The organism is Pseudomonas sp. NBRC 111123, assembly GCF_001320205.1.
Classification (GTDB): Bacteria; Pseudomonadota; Gammaproteobacteria; order Pseudomonadales; family Pseudomonadaceae; genus Aquipseudomonas; species Aquipseudomonas putida_J.
In genome coordinates this window covers 37123-52498 of record NZ_BCAZ01000025.1, presented here as the reverse complement: position 1 = coordinate 52498, position 15376 = coordinate 37123, and the positions used below count along the sequence as shown (strand labels likewise).

The following is a 15376-nucleotide window of genomic DNA, read 5'->3' as shown; positions in this document are numbered from 1 at the left end:
TTAAGAATCCGATATTTAATGGCGGGGGCTCACGCTTTTCTTTATCGTGTGCGCCCTTTGCAACAACCCGAGATAGACCCATGCTGGAAGCCTCCCTGAATCAACTCGAGCAACTGGTCAGCGACCTGATGCAGAAAAACGCTCAACTCACCGAGCAGAACACCACCCTCGGCCAGGAACTGGCCCAGGCCAAGGAAGAAAACGAGACCCTGCAGCTGTCGCTGATGGAGCAGGAAGAAAAGAATGGCGCTACCGCCGCGCGTATCCAGGCGCTGGTTGACCGCGCCAGCGCAGGTGTCGTCGGCGCATGAGACTGCAAGCGCAGCCGATCAATGTCGTGTCGATCCTCGGCAGCGACTATTCGATCAAGGCGCCCGAAGGCCAGGAAGAGACCTTGGCCCAGGCAGTGCGGATGCTCAATACCGCGCTGAACGAGACCAAGCGCCAGTACCCGACCCTGATCGGTGACAAGTTGCTGGTACTGGCCGCGCTGAATCTGTGTTCCAAGCAGGTCGAACTGCAGAAGGAGCACCAGCAGACCCTCGAGCGTACCCAGGCGCAGATCGATGCCACCGTCGATGCCATCGTCAAGACTATTGCTGAGTCTTGATCAATCCCTGGGGTCGCTTTGCGACCCTTTCGCGGCACAAGGCCGCTCCTACCGGTAACGCATGCCCTTTGTAGGAGCGGCCTTGTGTCGCGAAAGGACTGCGAAGCAGTCCCATTGTTCCAGATCACTGGATTAACTGAATACGCAAGTGTATACACTTCTCGCAAAACAATAATTAGCGGGGAGCAGGGGCATGCGTATCTGGCGTAAAAGCATCCAGTGGCAATTGATCGCAAGCATGGGCGCCGCCCTGCTGGCGAGCATTCTGGTGGTGGTGGTCATCTTTACGGTGGCGCTCAACCGCCTGACCGAGCGTTACCTGGTCGACACCGCCTTGCCGGCCAGTATCGAAGCGATCCGCAATGACATCGAGCGCATGCTCGGCCAGCCGTTGGTGGCTGCAGCCGACATTGCCGGTAATACGCTGCTGCGCGACTGGCTTGCCGCTGGCGAAGATCCCGCTCAAGCCCCTCAATTTCTGGAATACCTCCAGGCTGCCAAGCAGCGCAACCATGCATTCACCGCGTTGTTCGCCTCGACCGAAACGGGCAACTACTACAACGAGAATGGCCTGGATCGCACCCTCAGCCGCAGCAACCCCAATGACAAGTGGTTCTACGGCTATATCGACAGCGGTGCCGAACGCCTGGTGAACATCGATATCGATCATGCGACGGGCGAGTTGGCGCTGTTCATCGACTACCGGGTGGAAAAGGCCGGCAAACTGGTCGGCGTGGCTGGTATGGGCCTGCGCATGGCCGAGTTGTCGAGACTCATCCACGACTTCAGCTTTGGCGAGCACGGCAAGGTCTTCCTGGTGCGCAACGATGGCCTGATCCAGGTGCACCCGGATAACGCCTTCAGCGGCAAGCGCCAGCTCGCCGAACAGATGGGTGAGGACGCCGCCAGGGCGGTAATGGCCAAGGGGGGCCAACTGCACAGCGGTCGCTTCAGCCGCGATGGCGAAGACTATCTGGCGCTGGGGTTGCCCTTGCGCGACCTGAACTGGACCTTGGTAGCCGAGGTACCGAAGTCGGAAATCTACGCACAGATGCGCCAGGCGGTGTGGCTGACCAGCCTTATCGGCGGTGCGGTTGCATTGGTTTCGCTGCTGCTGGTGGTGCTGCTGGCGCGTGGGTTGGTGCGGCCGATTCGTCGCGTTACCGCCGCGCTGGTACAGATTGGCAGTGGCAGTGGCGACCTCAGCCATCGCCTGGACGATTCCCGCCAGGATGAACTGGGCGACCTGGCCCGTGGTTTCAACCGCTTCCTCGACAGCCAGCGCGGCTTGATCGGTGAGGTGCTGCGCACCAGCGGGCGCCTGCATCAGGCAGTAGAGCAGGTGACCCAGGTTGTGGATAACACCGCCGAACGTTCCGGGCGGCAGCAGGAGATGACCGAGATGGTCGCCACTGCCGTGCATGAGATGGGCCTGACCGTGCAGGACATTGCCCGTAACGCCGGTGATGCGGCCCAGGCATCGCAAACTGCGCGGGATGAAGCCATGCAGGCGCGTGAGGTGGTACGGCGCTCGATCCAAGGCATCGAGGGCATGTCGGGGGACATCGGCATGGCTGCTGATGCGGTGAGCCAGTTGGCCGATGAAGTCGCCTCGATCGATGAAGTACTGGCAGTGATTCGTAGTATTTCCGAACAGACCAACCTGTTGGCATTGAATGCTGCAATCGAAGCGGCCAGGGCAGGGGAGATGGGGCGTGGGTTTGCCGTGGTGGCAGACGAAGTGCGCACCTTGGCCCGGCGCACACAGCTGTCCACCGATGAAGTGCAGCAGATGATCCAGCGCCTCAAGCAGGGCGCAGGCTCAGCGGTGAGCTCGATGCAGGCAGGACAGCGCGCGACGGGCAGTGGTGTGGAGTCGAGCCAACTGACCGGCGCGTCGTTGGGTGCGATCACCGATCAGGTCGAGCACATCAGCGACATGAACCATCAGGTGGCCACGGCGACCGAGGAACAGTCGGCGGTGACTGAAGAAATCAACCGGACGGTACAGGGGATTTCCGATCTGGCGCGGGAGACGGCGGCCGAGGTGCAAGGTTGCCGGGAGGAGTGCCAGGCGTTGCGTGGGCTGGCCGACGACCTGGCGCGGCAGATGGGCGGGTTCAAGCTTTAGCATGCGGGGGCCGCTGTGCGGCCCTTTCGCGACACAAGGCCGCTCCTACAAGGCGTTGCGGCCTCCTGTAGGAGCGGCGTCGCGAAAGTCGGGCGAAGCCCTACCGGCCATCTGTCAGGCGCTGATGATGCTGCGGATATCCGCCGCCAGTTCCCGCACCCGCTCTTCTTCGGTATCCCATGAGCACATGAACCGTGCGCCGCCACTGCCAATGAAGGTATAGAACCGCCACCCCTTGCCACGCAGTGCTTCAATCGCCGGCTCCGGCATCTGCAGGAACACCCCGTTGGCCTCCACCGGGAACATCAGTTCCACCCCTGGCAGGTCACTCACCAGTGACGCCAGCAACTGCGCGCAATGGTTGGCGTGGTTGCCGTGGCGCAACCAGGCGCCATCTTCCAGCAGCCCCACCCACGGCGCCGACAGGAAGCGCATCTTCGACGCCAGTTGCCCGGCCTGCTTGCAGCGGTAGTCGAAGTCCTCGGCCAGCTGGCGGTTGAAGAACAGGATCGCCTCGCCTACCGCCATGCCGTTCTTGGTGCCGCCAAAGCACAGCACATCGACACCGGCCTTCCAGGTCAGCTCGGCCGGGCTGCAGCCAAGGAACGCGCAGGCATTGGTGAAGCGTGCGCCGTCCATGTGCAGGTTAAGGCCAAGCTCCTTGCAGGTGGCGCTGATTGCCTTGAGCTCGTCAGGACGATAGACGGTACCGACCTCGGTAGCTTGGGTAAGGGTGACCACTCGCGGTTTGGGGTAATGGATGTCCTGGCGCTTGAGTGCCACTTCGCGGATCGATTGCGGCGTCAGCTTGCCATTGACACTGGGCGCGGTGAGCAGCTTGGAGCCGTTGGAGAAGAACTCCGGCGCGCCACATTCGTCGGTCTCGACGTGGGCGGTCTCGGAGCAGATCACGCTGTGGTAGCTCTGGCACAGGGAGGCCAGGGCCAGGGAGTTGGCGGCGGTGCCGTTGAAGGCGAAGAACACCTCGCAGTCGGTTTCGAACAGTTTGCGGAAGTACGCCGAGGCACGCTCGGTCCACTGGTCGTCGCCGTAGGCGCGGTCGTGGCCGCGGTTGGCTTTCTCCATCGCCGCCCAGGCTTCGGGGCAGATGCCGGAATAGTTGTCGCTGGCGAATTGTTGGCTCTTATCTGTCATGACACTGTCCTGTGAACGACGCAGAACAGCACTCTAAACCATCGATTCAGCGGTTGCCTATACAAGCAGCCCAACCGTCTATTTATCGGGTGCCCATGCCGGCCTCTTCGCGGGTAAACCCGCTCCCACAGGGATACCACAAGCCTTCAGCACACTGCCGTACCTGTGGGAGCGGGTTTACCCGCGAAAGGGCCGGCACGGTCAACACCCAAGCCAATGTCGTAAACGCGCCATTGCAAGGCGTGCGCAGGCATCTGACCCACCCCGCCCAGTCATAACATCGCCACAAAGGGCCACAGTGCCCCACGACAAAAAACGATCGCTGCCGGGAGATACACGATGTTCAGCAAGCAAGACCAGATCCAGGGTTACGACGATGCACTGCTGGCGGCGATGAATGCCGAAGAACAGCGTCAGGAAGATCACATCGAGCTGATCGCTTCGGAAAACTACACCAGCAAGCGCGTGATGCAGGCCCAGGGCAGCGGCCTGACCAACAAGTACGCCGAAGGCTACCCAGGCAAGCGCTACTACGGCGGCTGCGAGCACGTCGACAAGGTCGAGGCGCTGGCCATCGAGCGCGCCAAGCAGCTGTTCGGCGCCGACTACGCCAACGTCCAGCCACACTCCGGTTCCTCGGCCAACGGTGCGGTCTACCTGGCCCTGCTGCAGGCCGGTGACACCATCCTAGGCATGAGCCTGGCCCACGGCGGCCACCTGACCCACGGCGCCAAGGTGTCGTCCTCGGGCAAGCTGTACAACGCTGTGCAGTACGGCATCGACACCAAGACTGGCTTGATCGACTACGACGAAGTCGAGCGCCTGGCGGTCGAGCACAAGCCGAAGATGATCGTTGCCGGTTTCTCGGCCTACTCCAAGACCCTCGACTTCCCGCGTTTCCGCGCCATCGCCGACAAGGTCGGTGCGCTGCTGTTCGTCGACATGGCCCACGTCGCCGGCCTGGTTGCCGCGGGCCTGTACCCGAACCCGATCCCGTTCGCCGACGTGGTTACCACCACCACCCACAAGACCCTGCGCGGTCCACGTGGCGGCCTGATCCTGGCCAAGGCCAACGAAGAGATCGAGAAAAAGCTCAACGCCGCAGTATTCCCGGGCGCCCAGGGCGGCCCGCTGATGCACGTGATCGCCGCCAAGGCGGTGTGCTTCAAAGAGGCCTTGGAGCCTGAGTTCAAGAGCTACCAGAAACAAGTCATCGAAAACGCCCAGGCCATGGCCCAGGTGTTTGTCGACCGCGGCTACGACGTGGTCTCCGGCGGCACCGACAACCACCTGTTCCTGGTCAGCCTGATTCGCCAGGGCCTGACCGGCAAAGATGCCGACGCCGCCCTGGGCCGCGCGCACATCACCGTCAACAAGAACGCCGTGCCGAACGACCCGCAGTCGCCGTTCGTCACTTCTGGCCTGCGCATCGGCACCCCGGCCGTGACCACCCGCGGCTTCAAGGTCGCCCAGTGCGTAGCGCTGGCCGGCTGGATCTGCGACATCCTCGACAACCTCGGTGACGCTGACGTCGAAGCCGATGTGGCGAAGAACGTCGCGGCCCTGTGCGCCGACTTCCCTGTTTACCGCTGAGTGGAGTAAACGACCATGCAACGCTACTCGGGCTTCGGCCTCTTCAAACACTCCCTCAGCCACCACGAAAACTGGCAGCGCATGTGGCGCACGCCGACCCCTAAAAAGGTCTACGACGTGGTTATCGTCGGCGGTGGCGGCCATGGCCTGGCCACGGCTTACTACCTGGCCAAAGAGCACGGCATCACCAACGTTGCCGTGATCGAGAAAGGCTACCTGGGCGGCGGCAACACTGCCCGTAACACCACCATCGTGCGGTCCAACTACCTGTGGGACGAGTCGGCGCACCTGTACGAGCACGCCATGAAGCTGTGGGAAGGCCTGTCCCAGGACCTCAACTACAACGTCATGTTCTCCCAGCGCGGTGTCTACAACCTGTGCCACACCCTGCAGGACATGCGTGACTCCGAGCGCCGTGTTTCCGCCAACCGCCTCAACGGCGTCGATGGCGAGCTGCTCAACACTGCCCAGGTCGCGGCCGAAATCCCGTACCTGGACTGCTCGAAGAACACCCGTTACCCGATCCTCGGCGCAACCGTTCAGCGCCGTGGTGGCGTGGCCCGTCACGACGCCGTGGCCTGGGGCTTCGCCCGTGCCGCCGACGCCCTGGGCGTGGACCTGATCCAGCAGACCGAAGTGATTGGCTTTCGCAAGGAAAACGGCGCGGTCATCGGCGTGGAAACCAACAAAGGCTTCATCGGTGCCAAGCGCGTTGGTGTGGTCACCGCCGGTAACTCCGGGCACATGGCCAAGCTGGCCGGCTTCCGCCTGCCACTGGAATCGCACCCGCTGCAAGCGCTGGTATCCGAGCCGATCAAGCCGATCATCGACTCGGTGATCATGTCCAACGCCGTTCACGGTTACATCAGCCAGTCCGACAAGGGCGACCTGGTGATCGGTGCCGGTATCGACGGCTGGGTCGGCTACGGCCAACGTGGTTCCTACCCGGTGATCGAGCACACCCTGCAGGCCATCGTCGAGATGTTCCCCAACCTCTCGCGCGTGCGCATGAACCGCCAGTGGGGCGGCATCGTCGACACCTCGCCGGACGCTTGCCCGATCATCACCAAGACCCCGGTCAAGAACATGTTCTTCAACTGCGGTTGGGGGACCGGTGGCTTCAAGGCGACCCCGGGTTCGGGCAACGTCTTCGCCGCGAGCCTGGCCAAGGGCGAAATGCACCCACTGGCCGCGCCGTTCTCCATGGACCGTTTCTACAACGGCGCACTGATCGACGAACACGGCGCCGCCGCCGTCGCCCACTAACCGGAGACACCGTCATGTTGCATATTTTCTGTCCCCACTGCGGCGAGCTGCGCTCCGAAGAAGAGTTCCACGCCTCTGGCCAGGCGCACATCGCCCGCCCGCTGGACCCCAACGCCTGCACCGACGAGGAGTGGGGCACCTACATGTTCTACCGTGACAACCCACGCGGTATTCACCATGAACTGTGGGACCACGTTGCCGGCTGCCGCCAGTACTTCAACGTCACCCGTAACACCGTGACTTACGAGATTCTGGAAACCTACAAGATTGGCCAGAAGCCGCAAGTGACTGCTGATGGCAAAGCTGCGAACGCACCGTCCGCCGTCAAAGGCCAAGGGGAAAAAGTATGAGCCAGACCTATCGCCTCGCCAGCGGCGGCCGTATCGACCGCAGCAAGGTCCTGAACTTCACCTTCAACGGCAAGACCTACCAGGGTTATGCCGGTGACAGCCTGGCCGCTGCCTTGCTGGCCAATGGCGTCGACATCGTCGGCCGCAGCTTCAAGTACTCGCGCCCACGCGGCATCATCGCTGCCGGTACCGAAGAGCCGAACGCCATCCTGCAGATCGGCTCCAGCGAAGCCACCCAGATCCCTAACGTACGTGCCACTCAGCAGGCGCTGTACGCAGGCCTGGTCGCCACCAGCACCAACGGCTGGCCGAACGTCAACAACGACGTCATGGGCATCCTTGGCAAGGTCGGTGGCAGCATGATGCCGCCGGGCTTCTACTACAAAACCTTCATGTACCCGAAATCGTTCTGGATGACGTACGAGAAGTACATCCGCAAAGCCGCCGGCCTTGGCCGTGCGCCGCTGCAGAACGACCCGGACAGCTACGACTACATGAACCAGCACTGCGACGTGCTGATCGTCGGCGCCGGCCCTGCTGGCCTGGCCGCCGCCCTGGCCGCTGCACGCAGCGGTGCCCGGGTGATCCTGGCCGATGAGCAGGAAGAGTTCGGCGGCAGCCTGCTCGACACCCGCGAAACCCTCGACGGCAAGCCGGCCGCCGACTGGGTCAACGCCGTGGTCAAAGAGCTCGAAGGCCTGCCGGAAGTGACCCTGCTGCCACGCGCCACGGTCAACGGCTACCACGACCATAATTTCCTGACCATTCACGAGCGCCTCACCGACCACCTCGGCGACCGCGCCCCGATCGGCCAGGTTCGCCACCGTGTGCACCGCGTCCGCGCCAAGCGCGTGGTCCTGGCTGCCGGCGCCCACGAGCGCCCGCTGGTGTACGGCAACAACGACCTGCCGGGCAACATGCTGGCAGGTGCTGTGTCCACCTACGTACGCCGCTACGGCGTGGCGCCGGGCCGCAAGCTGGTGCTGTCGACCAACAACGACCACGCCTACCGCGCCGCGCTGGACTGGCACGACGCTGGCCTGCAGGTGGTTGCCATTGCCGACGCCCGCCACAACCCACGCGGTTCGCTGGTTGAAGAAGCACGTGCCAAAGGCATCCGCATCCTCACCTCCAGCGCCGTGATCGAGGCCAAAGGCACCAAGCACGTCAGCGGCGCCCGTGTGGCCGCCATCGATGTGCAGGCGCACAAGGTCACCAGCCCTGGCGAAACCCTCGAATGCGACCTGATCGCTACCTCCGGTGGCTACAGCCCGATCGTGCACCTGGCTTCGCACCTGGGCGGTCGCCCGGTATGGCGTGAAGACATCCTCGGCTTCGTGCCGGGCGATGCCCCACAGAAACGCGAATGCGTAGGCGGCATCAACGGGGTCTACGCCCTGGGCGACGTGATTGCCGATGGCTTCGAAGGCGGCGCTCGCGCAGCCACCGAAGCCGGCTTCAAAGCCACCGTTGGCAGCCTGCCGAAAACCGTTGCGCGCAAGGAAGAGGCCACCGTGGCGCTGTTCCAGGTGCCGCACGACAAAGGCACGGCCCGCGCACCCAAGCAGTTCGTCGACCAGCAGAACGACGTCACCGCAGCCGCCATCGAACTGGCCACCCGCGAAGGCTTCGAATCGGTCGAGCACGTAAAACGCTACACCGCACTGGGCTTCGGTACCGACCAGGGCAAGCTGGGCAACATCAACGGCCTGGCCATCGCCGCCCGTTCGATCGGCATCACCATCCCGGAAATGGGCACCACCATGTTCCGCCCGAACTACACGCCGGTGACTTTCGGTGCAGTAGCCGGTCGCCACTGTGGCCACCTGTTCGAGCCGGTACGCTTCACCGCCCTGCATGCCTGGCACGTGAAGAACGGTGCCGAGTTCGAAGACGTCGGCCAGTGGAAGCGCCCTTGGTACTTCCCGAAAGCCGGTGAAGACATCCATGCTGCCGTGGCGCGTGAATGCAAGGCCGTGCGCGACAGCGTGGGCCTGCTGGACGCCTCGACCCTGGGCAAGATCGACATCCAGGGCCCGGATGCCCGCGAGTTCCTCAACCGCATCTACACCAACGCCTGGACCAAGCTCGACGTGGGCAAGGCCCGCTACGGCCTGATGTGCAAGGAAGACGGCATGGTCTTCGACGACGGCGTGACCGCCTGCGTCGGCGACAACCACTTCATCATGACCACCACCACCGGCGGCGCCGCCCGCGTGCTGCAGTGGATGGAGCTGTACCACCAGACCGAATGGCCAGAGATGAAGGTGTACTTCACCTCGGTCACCGACCACTGGGCGACCATGACCCTGTCTGGCCCGAACAGCCGCAAGCTGCTCAGCGAACTGACCGACATCGACATGGACAAGGAAGCCTTCCCGTTCATGACCTGGAAGGAAGGCAATGTTGGCGGCGTGCCAGCCCGCGTGTTCCGTATCTCGTTCACCGGTGAACTGTCGTACGAAGTCAACGTGCAGGCCAACTACGCCATGGGCGTGCTGGAGCAGATCATCGAGGCGGGCAAGAAGTACAACCTGACCCCGTACGGCACCGAGACCATGCACGTCCTGCGTGCCGAGAAGGGCTTCATCATCGTTGGCCAGGATACCGATGGCTCGATGAACCCGGACGACCTCAACATGAGCTGGTGCGTTGGCCGCAACAAGCCGTTCTCGTGGATCGGCCTGCGTGGCATGAACCGCGAAGACTGCCTGCGCGACAACCGCAAGCAACTGGTAGGCCTCAAGCCGATCGACCCAACCAAGTGGCTGCCAGAAGGCGCCCAGCTGGTGTTCGATCCGAAGCAACCGATCCCGATGGACATGGTCGGCCACGTTACCTCCAGCTATGCCTCCAACTCCCTGGGCTATTCGTTCGCCATGGGTGTGGTCAAGGGCGGCCTCAAGCGCATGGGCGAGCGTGTTTATTCGCCACAGGCCGATGGCAGCGTGATCGAGGCGGAGATCGTGTCTTCGGTGTTCTTCGATCCGAAGGGTGAGCGGCAGAACGTTTGAGGCTTCACCAGTAGCACTGGCTGGAATGCGGTCTGTGTGGGAGCGGGTTCACCCGCGATTGCGATGGTGGATTCACCGCCCTCTTCGCGGGTAAACCCGCTCCCACAGGATCTCCACCGTCAGTGCCAACAGGTTCTACCTCAGGTCTTCGCGATCAACAGAATTCAAGGCAGGTAAGAAATGAGCGCTATCAACGTCTTCCAGCAAAACCCCGGCAGCGATGCCAAGGCCCAGTCGCCACTGCACCACGCCGACCTGGCCAGCCTGGTCGGCAAGGGCCGCAAGAACGCAGGCGTGACCCTGCGGGAACGCAAGTTCCTCGGCCACCTGACCCTGCGTGGCGATGGCCACAACCCGGAATTCGCCGCTGGCGTGCACAAGGCCCTGGGCCTGGAGCTGCCGGTTGCCCTGACCGTGGTCGCCAACAACGAGATGTCGCTGCAATGGGTAGGCCCGGATGAGTGGCTGCTGATCGTGCCCGGCGGCCAGGAGCTGGCAGTGGAGCAGAAGCTGCGCGCGGCCCTCGACGGCCAGCACATCCAGGTGGTCAACGTCAGCGGCGGGCAGAGCCTGCTGGAGCTGCGCGGCCCGAACGTGCGCGAAGTGCTGATGAAGTCCACCAGCTATGATGTTCACCCGAACAACTTCCCGGTGGGCAAGGCAGTCGGCACCGTGTTCGCCAAGTCGCAACTGGTGATCCGCCGCACCGCCGAAGACACCTGGGAACTGGTGATCCGCCGCAGCTTCGCCGACTACTGGTGGCTGTGGCTGCAGGACGCTTCGGCCGAATACGGCCTGAGCATCGAGGCTTAAGGAGAGCAGAACATGAGTCGGGCACCGGATACCTGGATTCTCACCGCCGACTGCCCGAGCATGCTCGGCACCGTCGACGTGGTGACGCGTTTCCTCTACGAGCAGCGCTGCTACGTGACGGAGCACCACTCCTTCGATGACCGGCAGTCGGGGCGCTTCTTCATTCGCGTCGAATTCCGCCAGCCGGACGATTTTGACGAGGCGGGCTTCCGTGCCGGCCTGGCCGAACGCAGCGAAGCGTTCGGCATGGCCTTCGAGCTGACCGCACCCAATCACCGTCCCAAGGTGGTGATCATGGTGTCCAAGGCCGACCACTGCCTGAATGACTTGCTGTACCGCCAGCGCATCGGGCAGCTGGGCATGGACGTGGTCGCGGTGGTGTCCAACCACCCCGACCTCGAACCCTTGGCGCACTGGCACAAGATTCCTTACTACCACTTCGCACTCGACCCCAACGACAAAGCCGGGCAAGAGCGCAAGGTGCTGCAGGTGATCGAGGAGACCGGCGCCGAGCTGGTGATCCTTGCCCGTTACATGCAGGTGCTGTCGCCTGAGCTGTGCCGGCGCCTGGATGGCTGGGCGATCAACATTCACCACTCGTTGCTGCCCGGGTTCAAGGGCGCCAAGCCTTATCACCAGGCGTACAACAAGGGCGTGAAAATGGTTGGCGCCACGGCGCACTACATCAACAACGACCTCGATGAAGGGCCGATCATTGCCCAGGGCGTCGAGGTGGTGGACCACAGCCATTACCCGGAAGACCTGATTGCCAAGGGGCGCGACATCGAGTGCCTGACCCTGGCGCGGGCGGTGGGGTATCACATCGAGCGTCGGGTGTTCCTCAACGCCAACCGGACTGTCGTTCTCTGAACATTTCTGGGGCTGCTTTGCAGCCCTTTCGCGACACAAGGCCGCTCCTACAGGTATCGCATTCTCCTGTAGGAGCGGCCTTGCGTCGCGAAAGGGGCGCACAGCGGCCCCAGCTTTTCCCCTGCCGTTAAAAGGCATCTCCCTGTCGTTTCCAGTCAGTGCAAACCGCCGTATCAAGCCCACAATTCCCTGCATTCCAGTAACACATGCCGCCCATGGACGGCGGCGCGTTCCACCACCGCTGCATAAATAAAAATCAAGCGAGGTAAGAGCATGTCTGGCAATCGTGGAGTGGTGTATCTCGGCGCTGGCAAGGTCGAAGTACAGAAGATCGACTACCCGAAAATGCAAGACCCACGCGGCAAGAAGATCGAGCACGGCGTGATCCTCAAGGTGGTCTCCACCAACATCTGCGGCTCCGACCAGCACATGGTCCGCGGCCGCACCACTGCCCAGGTCGGCCTGGTCCTGGGCCACGAAATCACCGGTGAAATCGTCGAGCTGGGGCGTGACGTAGAGCGCCTGAAGATCGGCGACCTGGTGTCGGTACCGTTCAACGTCGCGTGCGGGCGCTGCCGCTCGTGCAAAGAGATGCACACCGGTGTCTGCCTCACCGTCAACCCGGCCCGCGCTGGCGGCGCCTACGGCTATGTCGACATGGGCGACTGGACCGGCGGGCAGGCCGAGTACGTGCTGGTGCCGTACGCCGACTTCAACCTGCTGAAACTGCCGGATCGCGACAAGGCCATGGAAAAGATCCGTGACCTGACCTGCCTGTCCGACATCCTGCCGACCGGCTACCACGGCGCCGTCACCGCCGGCGTAGGCCCAGGCAGCACCGTCTACGTAGCGGGTGCCGGCCCGGTCGGCCTGGCCGCCGCCGCCTCGGCGCGCCTGTTGGGCGCCGCCTGCGTGATCGTCGGTGACCTCAACCCAGCCCGCCTGGCCCACGCCAAGTCCCAAGGCTTCGAAGTGGTCGACCTGTCCAAGGACACCCCGCTGCACGAGCAGATCGTCGACATTCTCGGTGAGCCGGAAGTGGACTGCGCCGTCGACGCCGTCGGCTTCGAAGCCCGCGGCCATGGCCACGAAGGTGCCAAGCACGAGGCACCGGCCACCGTGCTGAACTCACTGATGCAAGTTACCCGCGTTGCCGGCAACATCGGTATCCCGGGCCTGTACGTGACCGAAGACCCAGGCGCGGTGGATGCCGCTGCCAAGATTGGCGCGCTGAGCATCCGCTTCGGCCTGGGCTGGGCCAAGTCGCACAGCTTCCACACCGGCCAGACCCCGACCATGAAGTACAACCGCCAGCTGATGCAGGCGATCATGTGGGACCGCATCAACATTGCCGAGGTGGTGGGTGTGCAAGTGATCAACCTGGATCAGGCGCCTGAAGGGTATGGCGAGTTCGATGCAGGGGTGCCGAAGAAGTTTGTGATTGACCCGCACAAGATGTGGGGCGCGGCGTAATATTCGTTGAATGAATATAGCCCTTCGCATTGAGGGGCTATATTTTTATTTTTAATCTTATAATTGAGGCACTTTTAGAGTTTTTCGTATCCCCTCATTTATCCTTTGCATTTCGTCCTCAGCATCTGAGCCGTACGGTGTTGAATCAGTTGACGGGGTTCTGCGATTTTGTGCCGCACGGAAATTTCTCGCGATTCGAATGTTGTCCAGCAGCGCTTCTGTTGGTGCATCAGTTGAGGGGAACTGAGAGATATCTATATCTGACCGTCGAACTAGCAGTTCACCTGCATGTGCTTTGGCAATATTTTTCTCTTTGCCGAGTGCGGCGCCGATCAATTTTTCGGGCTTGTCAAGTAAGCGCTTGATGTTTTGCAAGGCCGGTTTTGTCATTGTGTTCAAATGTTTGTTTGCTTTTGATAGTGATATTGCAGAATCAAAGTCAAGATGCTTGATAATGTTGGTAAATATATCAGGCTCAGTCAGGTTCGTTATTTATTTAGCGAGGGGCATATGTCCGGACGGGTCTGAAAGGTTTACTGGGTCGCATCTGACAAAGCAGTAAGTGTTCAGCCCGCCGGCACCAAATGGGCTCAGCCGGTCAGTTGAACAGAAGCGCATTGAAACAGTACTGTATCTTCGATAACCATTGCCTAGTAGATACCCCCGGGAACTCACGTCATAAAACTCACCCTTGAATCCCATCACGGCGCGGGTTGATAGCGACCTAGGGTCGTGTCCGTATGCAGAATAACTGCGGGTTTGCTCTTTTTCAGCGTCCAACGCCTTGAGCACCGACCCCTTATCATCTGTGGCTAGCAGGCTGGACGTTGAGTCACCTTGTAGTTGCTGCTCAGCTAGCGGTAACCCAGCACTGCGAAAGATGGAGCGATGCTGATCGCCCTGTTTCACGGTGACGAGATTGTTGCCCTGGTAGAAGAAGAGCGAGCGGTTCGAGGCTTTGCTCATGATTCAAGTCACTGCCGTGCTGGATGATTGGAGGCTGATCGAAGCTCATCTTGAATAGGACCAGGGATTTTGATTCTGGCAGAAATAACAGTTTCTTAGGCTCACGCGGGCCCTGTGGGAGCCAGCTTGCCGGCGATGAGGCCGGCAGGGCCGACGCGAGGCTAAGCGCATCATCCCCAACTCAGCATCATTCAACGGCGCCTTACTCGTCATGGTTTTGCACCACAAGTACCGAGCCTTTGTCATCGGTGGCCAGCAAGCCGCCGGTCTGGGTTTTGTCTGTACTCAGCTCTGCCAGCGGTTGTTCCGCATTGCGGAAGATGGCGACATGCTGGTCGCCTTGTTTCAAGGTGATCAGCTTGTCGCCCTGGTAGAAGAAAAGCGAGCGGTTCGATATTTTGCTCATGATTCAAGTCCCTGCCGTGCTGGATGAATGGAGGCTGCTCGAAGCCCATTCTGAACAGCCGCAGGGATTTTGATACTGGCAGAATTACTAGTTTTGTGGCCTGAAAGGGGGGCCTGTGGGAGCGGGCTTGCCCGCGAAGAGGCCAGCCCTGCCAACCCGTCAATCAGCGCATCATCCCAACTCTGCATCATCCATCAGCGCCTTGGCCAGCGCGCTCAGATAATGCGAGGCCCAAAGTAACTGCGGTTTGTTGTCCATCAGGCCGTCAATGGTCAAGTCCCGCACATAGCCCATCAGTTCCGAGGCCTGTTCGCGCGGGCTCTGGCAGGGAATGCCCGGGGCAATGCAGAACAACGGGAGGGTGTGGCCTTCGCCCTGGTAGAAAAATGTCTGCCTCAAGCAGCACCCGCAGCGCTTCAAGCTCATGCATTGTGGCCACCATCAGAATCGAGGCCGGCGATTTGGGCTGCAGCAGAATTGCCTGATGCGCGACGGTTTGAACGCACAGCGCGTAGTCTGTGGCCTAGATGAGGGTGTCTTCGAGGGAATGGGATTTGTGGTAGATCGGGGACAATCTTAGGCTCTGTGTGAAACGCCTTGATGCTCCGTTGGAAACAGCCCCGGAATGCTCATTACAACCCGTAAACTCCGCTTCCTTGGCTGTTTCGCCTTGCCTGACCTTCGTCTCAAGGCGTTTCACGCAGACCCTAAGAGCTCGGGTAGGCCAAG

General features: G+C 61.7%; 15 protein-coding genes. 10 read left to right on the top strand and 5 right to left on the bottom strand.

The window, feature by feature from the left end:
* Nucleotides 1–80 precede the first annotated feature (80 nt).
* From APH27_RS14440 to APH27_RS14430, 3 genes are all read left to right on the top strand, one after another.
* Nucleotides 81–311, top strand: a complete 231-nt coding sequence (locus tag APH27_RS14440) for a hypothetical protein (protein ID WP_027917546.1) — start codon at nt 81–83, stop codon at nt 309–311.
* Nucleotides 308–610, top strand: a complete 303-nt coding sequence (locus APH27_RS14435; RefSeq protein WP_027917545.1) for a cell division protein ZapA — start codon at nt 308–310, stop codon at nt 608–610. The genes APH27_RS14440 and APH27_RS14435 overlap by 4 nt, the downstream gene beginning before the upstream one ends.
* Before the next feature lie 193 nt (nt 611–803).
* Entirely contained in the window at nt 804–2741 is a 1938-nt protein-coding gene (locus tag APH27_RS14430) for a methyl-accepting chemotaxis protein (RefSeq protein ID WP_060485170.1), read from the top strand.
* A 114-nt stretch (nt 2742–2855) separates the two neighbouring features.
* On the opposite strand, the gene APH27_RS14425 is transcribed toward APH27_RS14430, so the two are convergent.
* A complete protein-coding gene (locus APH27_RS14425; protein ID WP_027917543.1) occupies nt 2856–3896 on the bottom strand; it encodes a low specificity L-threonine aldolase in 1041 nt (346 codons plus the stop codon).
* A 339-nt stretch (nt 3897–4235) separates the two neighbouring features.
* Between APH27_RS14425 and APH27_RS14420 the strand changes: the two genes are divergently transcribed.
* The 7 genes from APH27_RS14420 to fdhA all read left to right on the top strand — a co-directional run bounded on the left by APH27_RS14420 (nt 4236) and on the right by fdhA (nt 13275).
* Nucleotides 4236–5489: a serine hydroxymethyltransferase gene (locus APH27_RS14420; protein WP_060485169.1), complete on the top strand. Its 1254-nt coding sequence runs from the start codon at nt 4236–4238 to the stop codon at nt 5487–5489.
* A gap of 15 nt (nt 5490–5504) precedes the next feature.
* A complete protein-coding gene (locus APH27_RS14415; protein ID WP_003255680.1) occupies nt 5505–6755 on the top strand; it encodes a sarcosine oxidase subunit beta family protein in 1251 nt (416 codons plus the stop codon).
* 14 nt (nt 6756–6769) lie between these two features.
* A complete protein-coding gene (locus APH27_RS14410; RefSeq protein ID WP_027917541.1) occupies nt 6770–7105 on the top strand; it encodes a sarcosine oxidase subunit delta in 336 nt (111 codons plus the stop codon).
* The gene (locus APH27_RS14405; protein WP_027917540.1) at nt 7102–10119 is read left to right on the top strand and encodes a sarcosine oxidase subunit alpha; all 3018 of its coding nucleotides are present in this window, start codon (nt 7102–7104) and stop codon (nt 10117–10119) included. Before APH27_RS14410 ends, APH27_RS14405 begins: the two co-directional genes overlap by 4 nt.
* 180 nt (nt 10120–10299) lie before the next feature.
* Nucleotides 10300–10932 (top strand): sarcosine oxidase subunit gamma, encoded by a 633-nt coding sequence (locus tag APH27_RS14400; protein ID WP_027917539.1) that lies wholly within the window; start codon nt 10300–10302, stop codon nt 10930–10932.
* Nucleotides 10933–10944: 12 nt separating this feature from the next.
* A complete protein-coding gene (gene purU, locus APH27_RS14395; RefSeq protein ID WP_027594310.1) occupies nt 10945–11802 on the top strand; it encodes a formyltetrahydrofolate deformylase in 858 nt (285 codons plus the stop codon).
* A gap of 273 nt (nt 11803–12075) precedes the next feature.
* Nucleotides 12076–13275 (top strand): formaldehyde dehydrogenase, glutathione-independent, encoded by a 1200-nt coding sequence (gene fdhA / locus APH27_RS14390; RefSeq protein ID WP_027917538.1) that lies wholly within the window; start codon nt 12076–12078, stop codon nt 13273–13275.
* Between the two features lie 57 nt (nt 13276–13332).
* Here the strand turns inward: fdhA and APH27_RS26425 are convergent, their stop codons facing one another.
* The 4 genes from APH27_RS26425 to APH27_RS14380 all read right to left on the bottom strand — a co-directional run bounded on the left by APH27_RS26425 (nt 13333) and on the right by APH27_RS14380 (nt 15073).
* Nucleotides 13333–13665, bottom strand: coding sequence for a hypothetical protein (locus APH27_RS26425; protein ID WP_156335885.1), 333 nt, complete (start codon nt 13663–13665; stop codon nt 13333–13335).
* A 102-nt stretch (nt 13666–13767) separates the two neighbouring features.
* Nucleotides 13768–14241: an RHS repeat-associated core domain-containing protein gene (locus APH27_RS25935; RefSeq protein ID WP_082435129.1), complete on the bottom strand. Its 474-nt coding sequence runs from the start codon at nt 14239–14241 to the stop codon at nt 13768–13770.
* Nucleotides 14242–14443: 202 nt separating this feature from the next.
* Nucleotides 14444–14647, bottom strand: coding sequence for a hypothetical protein (locus APH27_RS14385; RefSeq protein WP_060485168.1), 204 nt, complete (start codon nt 14645–14647; stop codon nt 14444–14446).
* A 171-nt stretch (nt 14648–14818) separates the two neighbouring features.
* Complete coding sequence (locus tag APH27_RS14380; protein ID WP_060485167.1) at nt 14819–15073, bottom strand: DUF3077 domain-containing protein; 255 nt, start codon at nt 15071–15073, stop codon at nt 14819–14821.
* Nucleotides 15074–15376 lie beyond the last annotated feature (303 nt).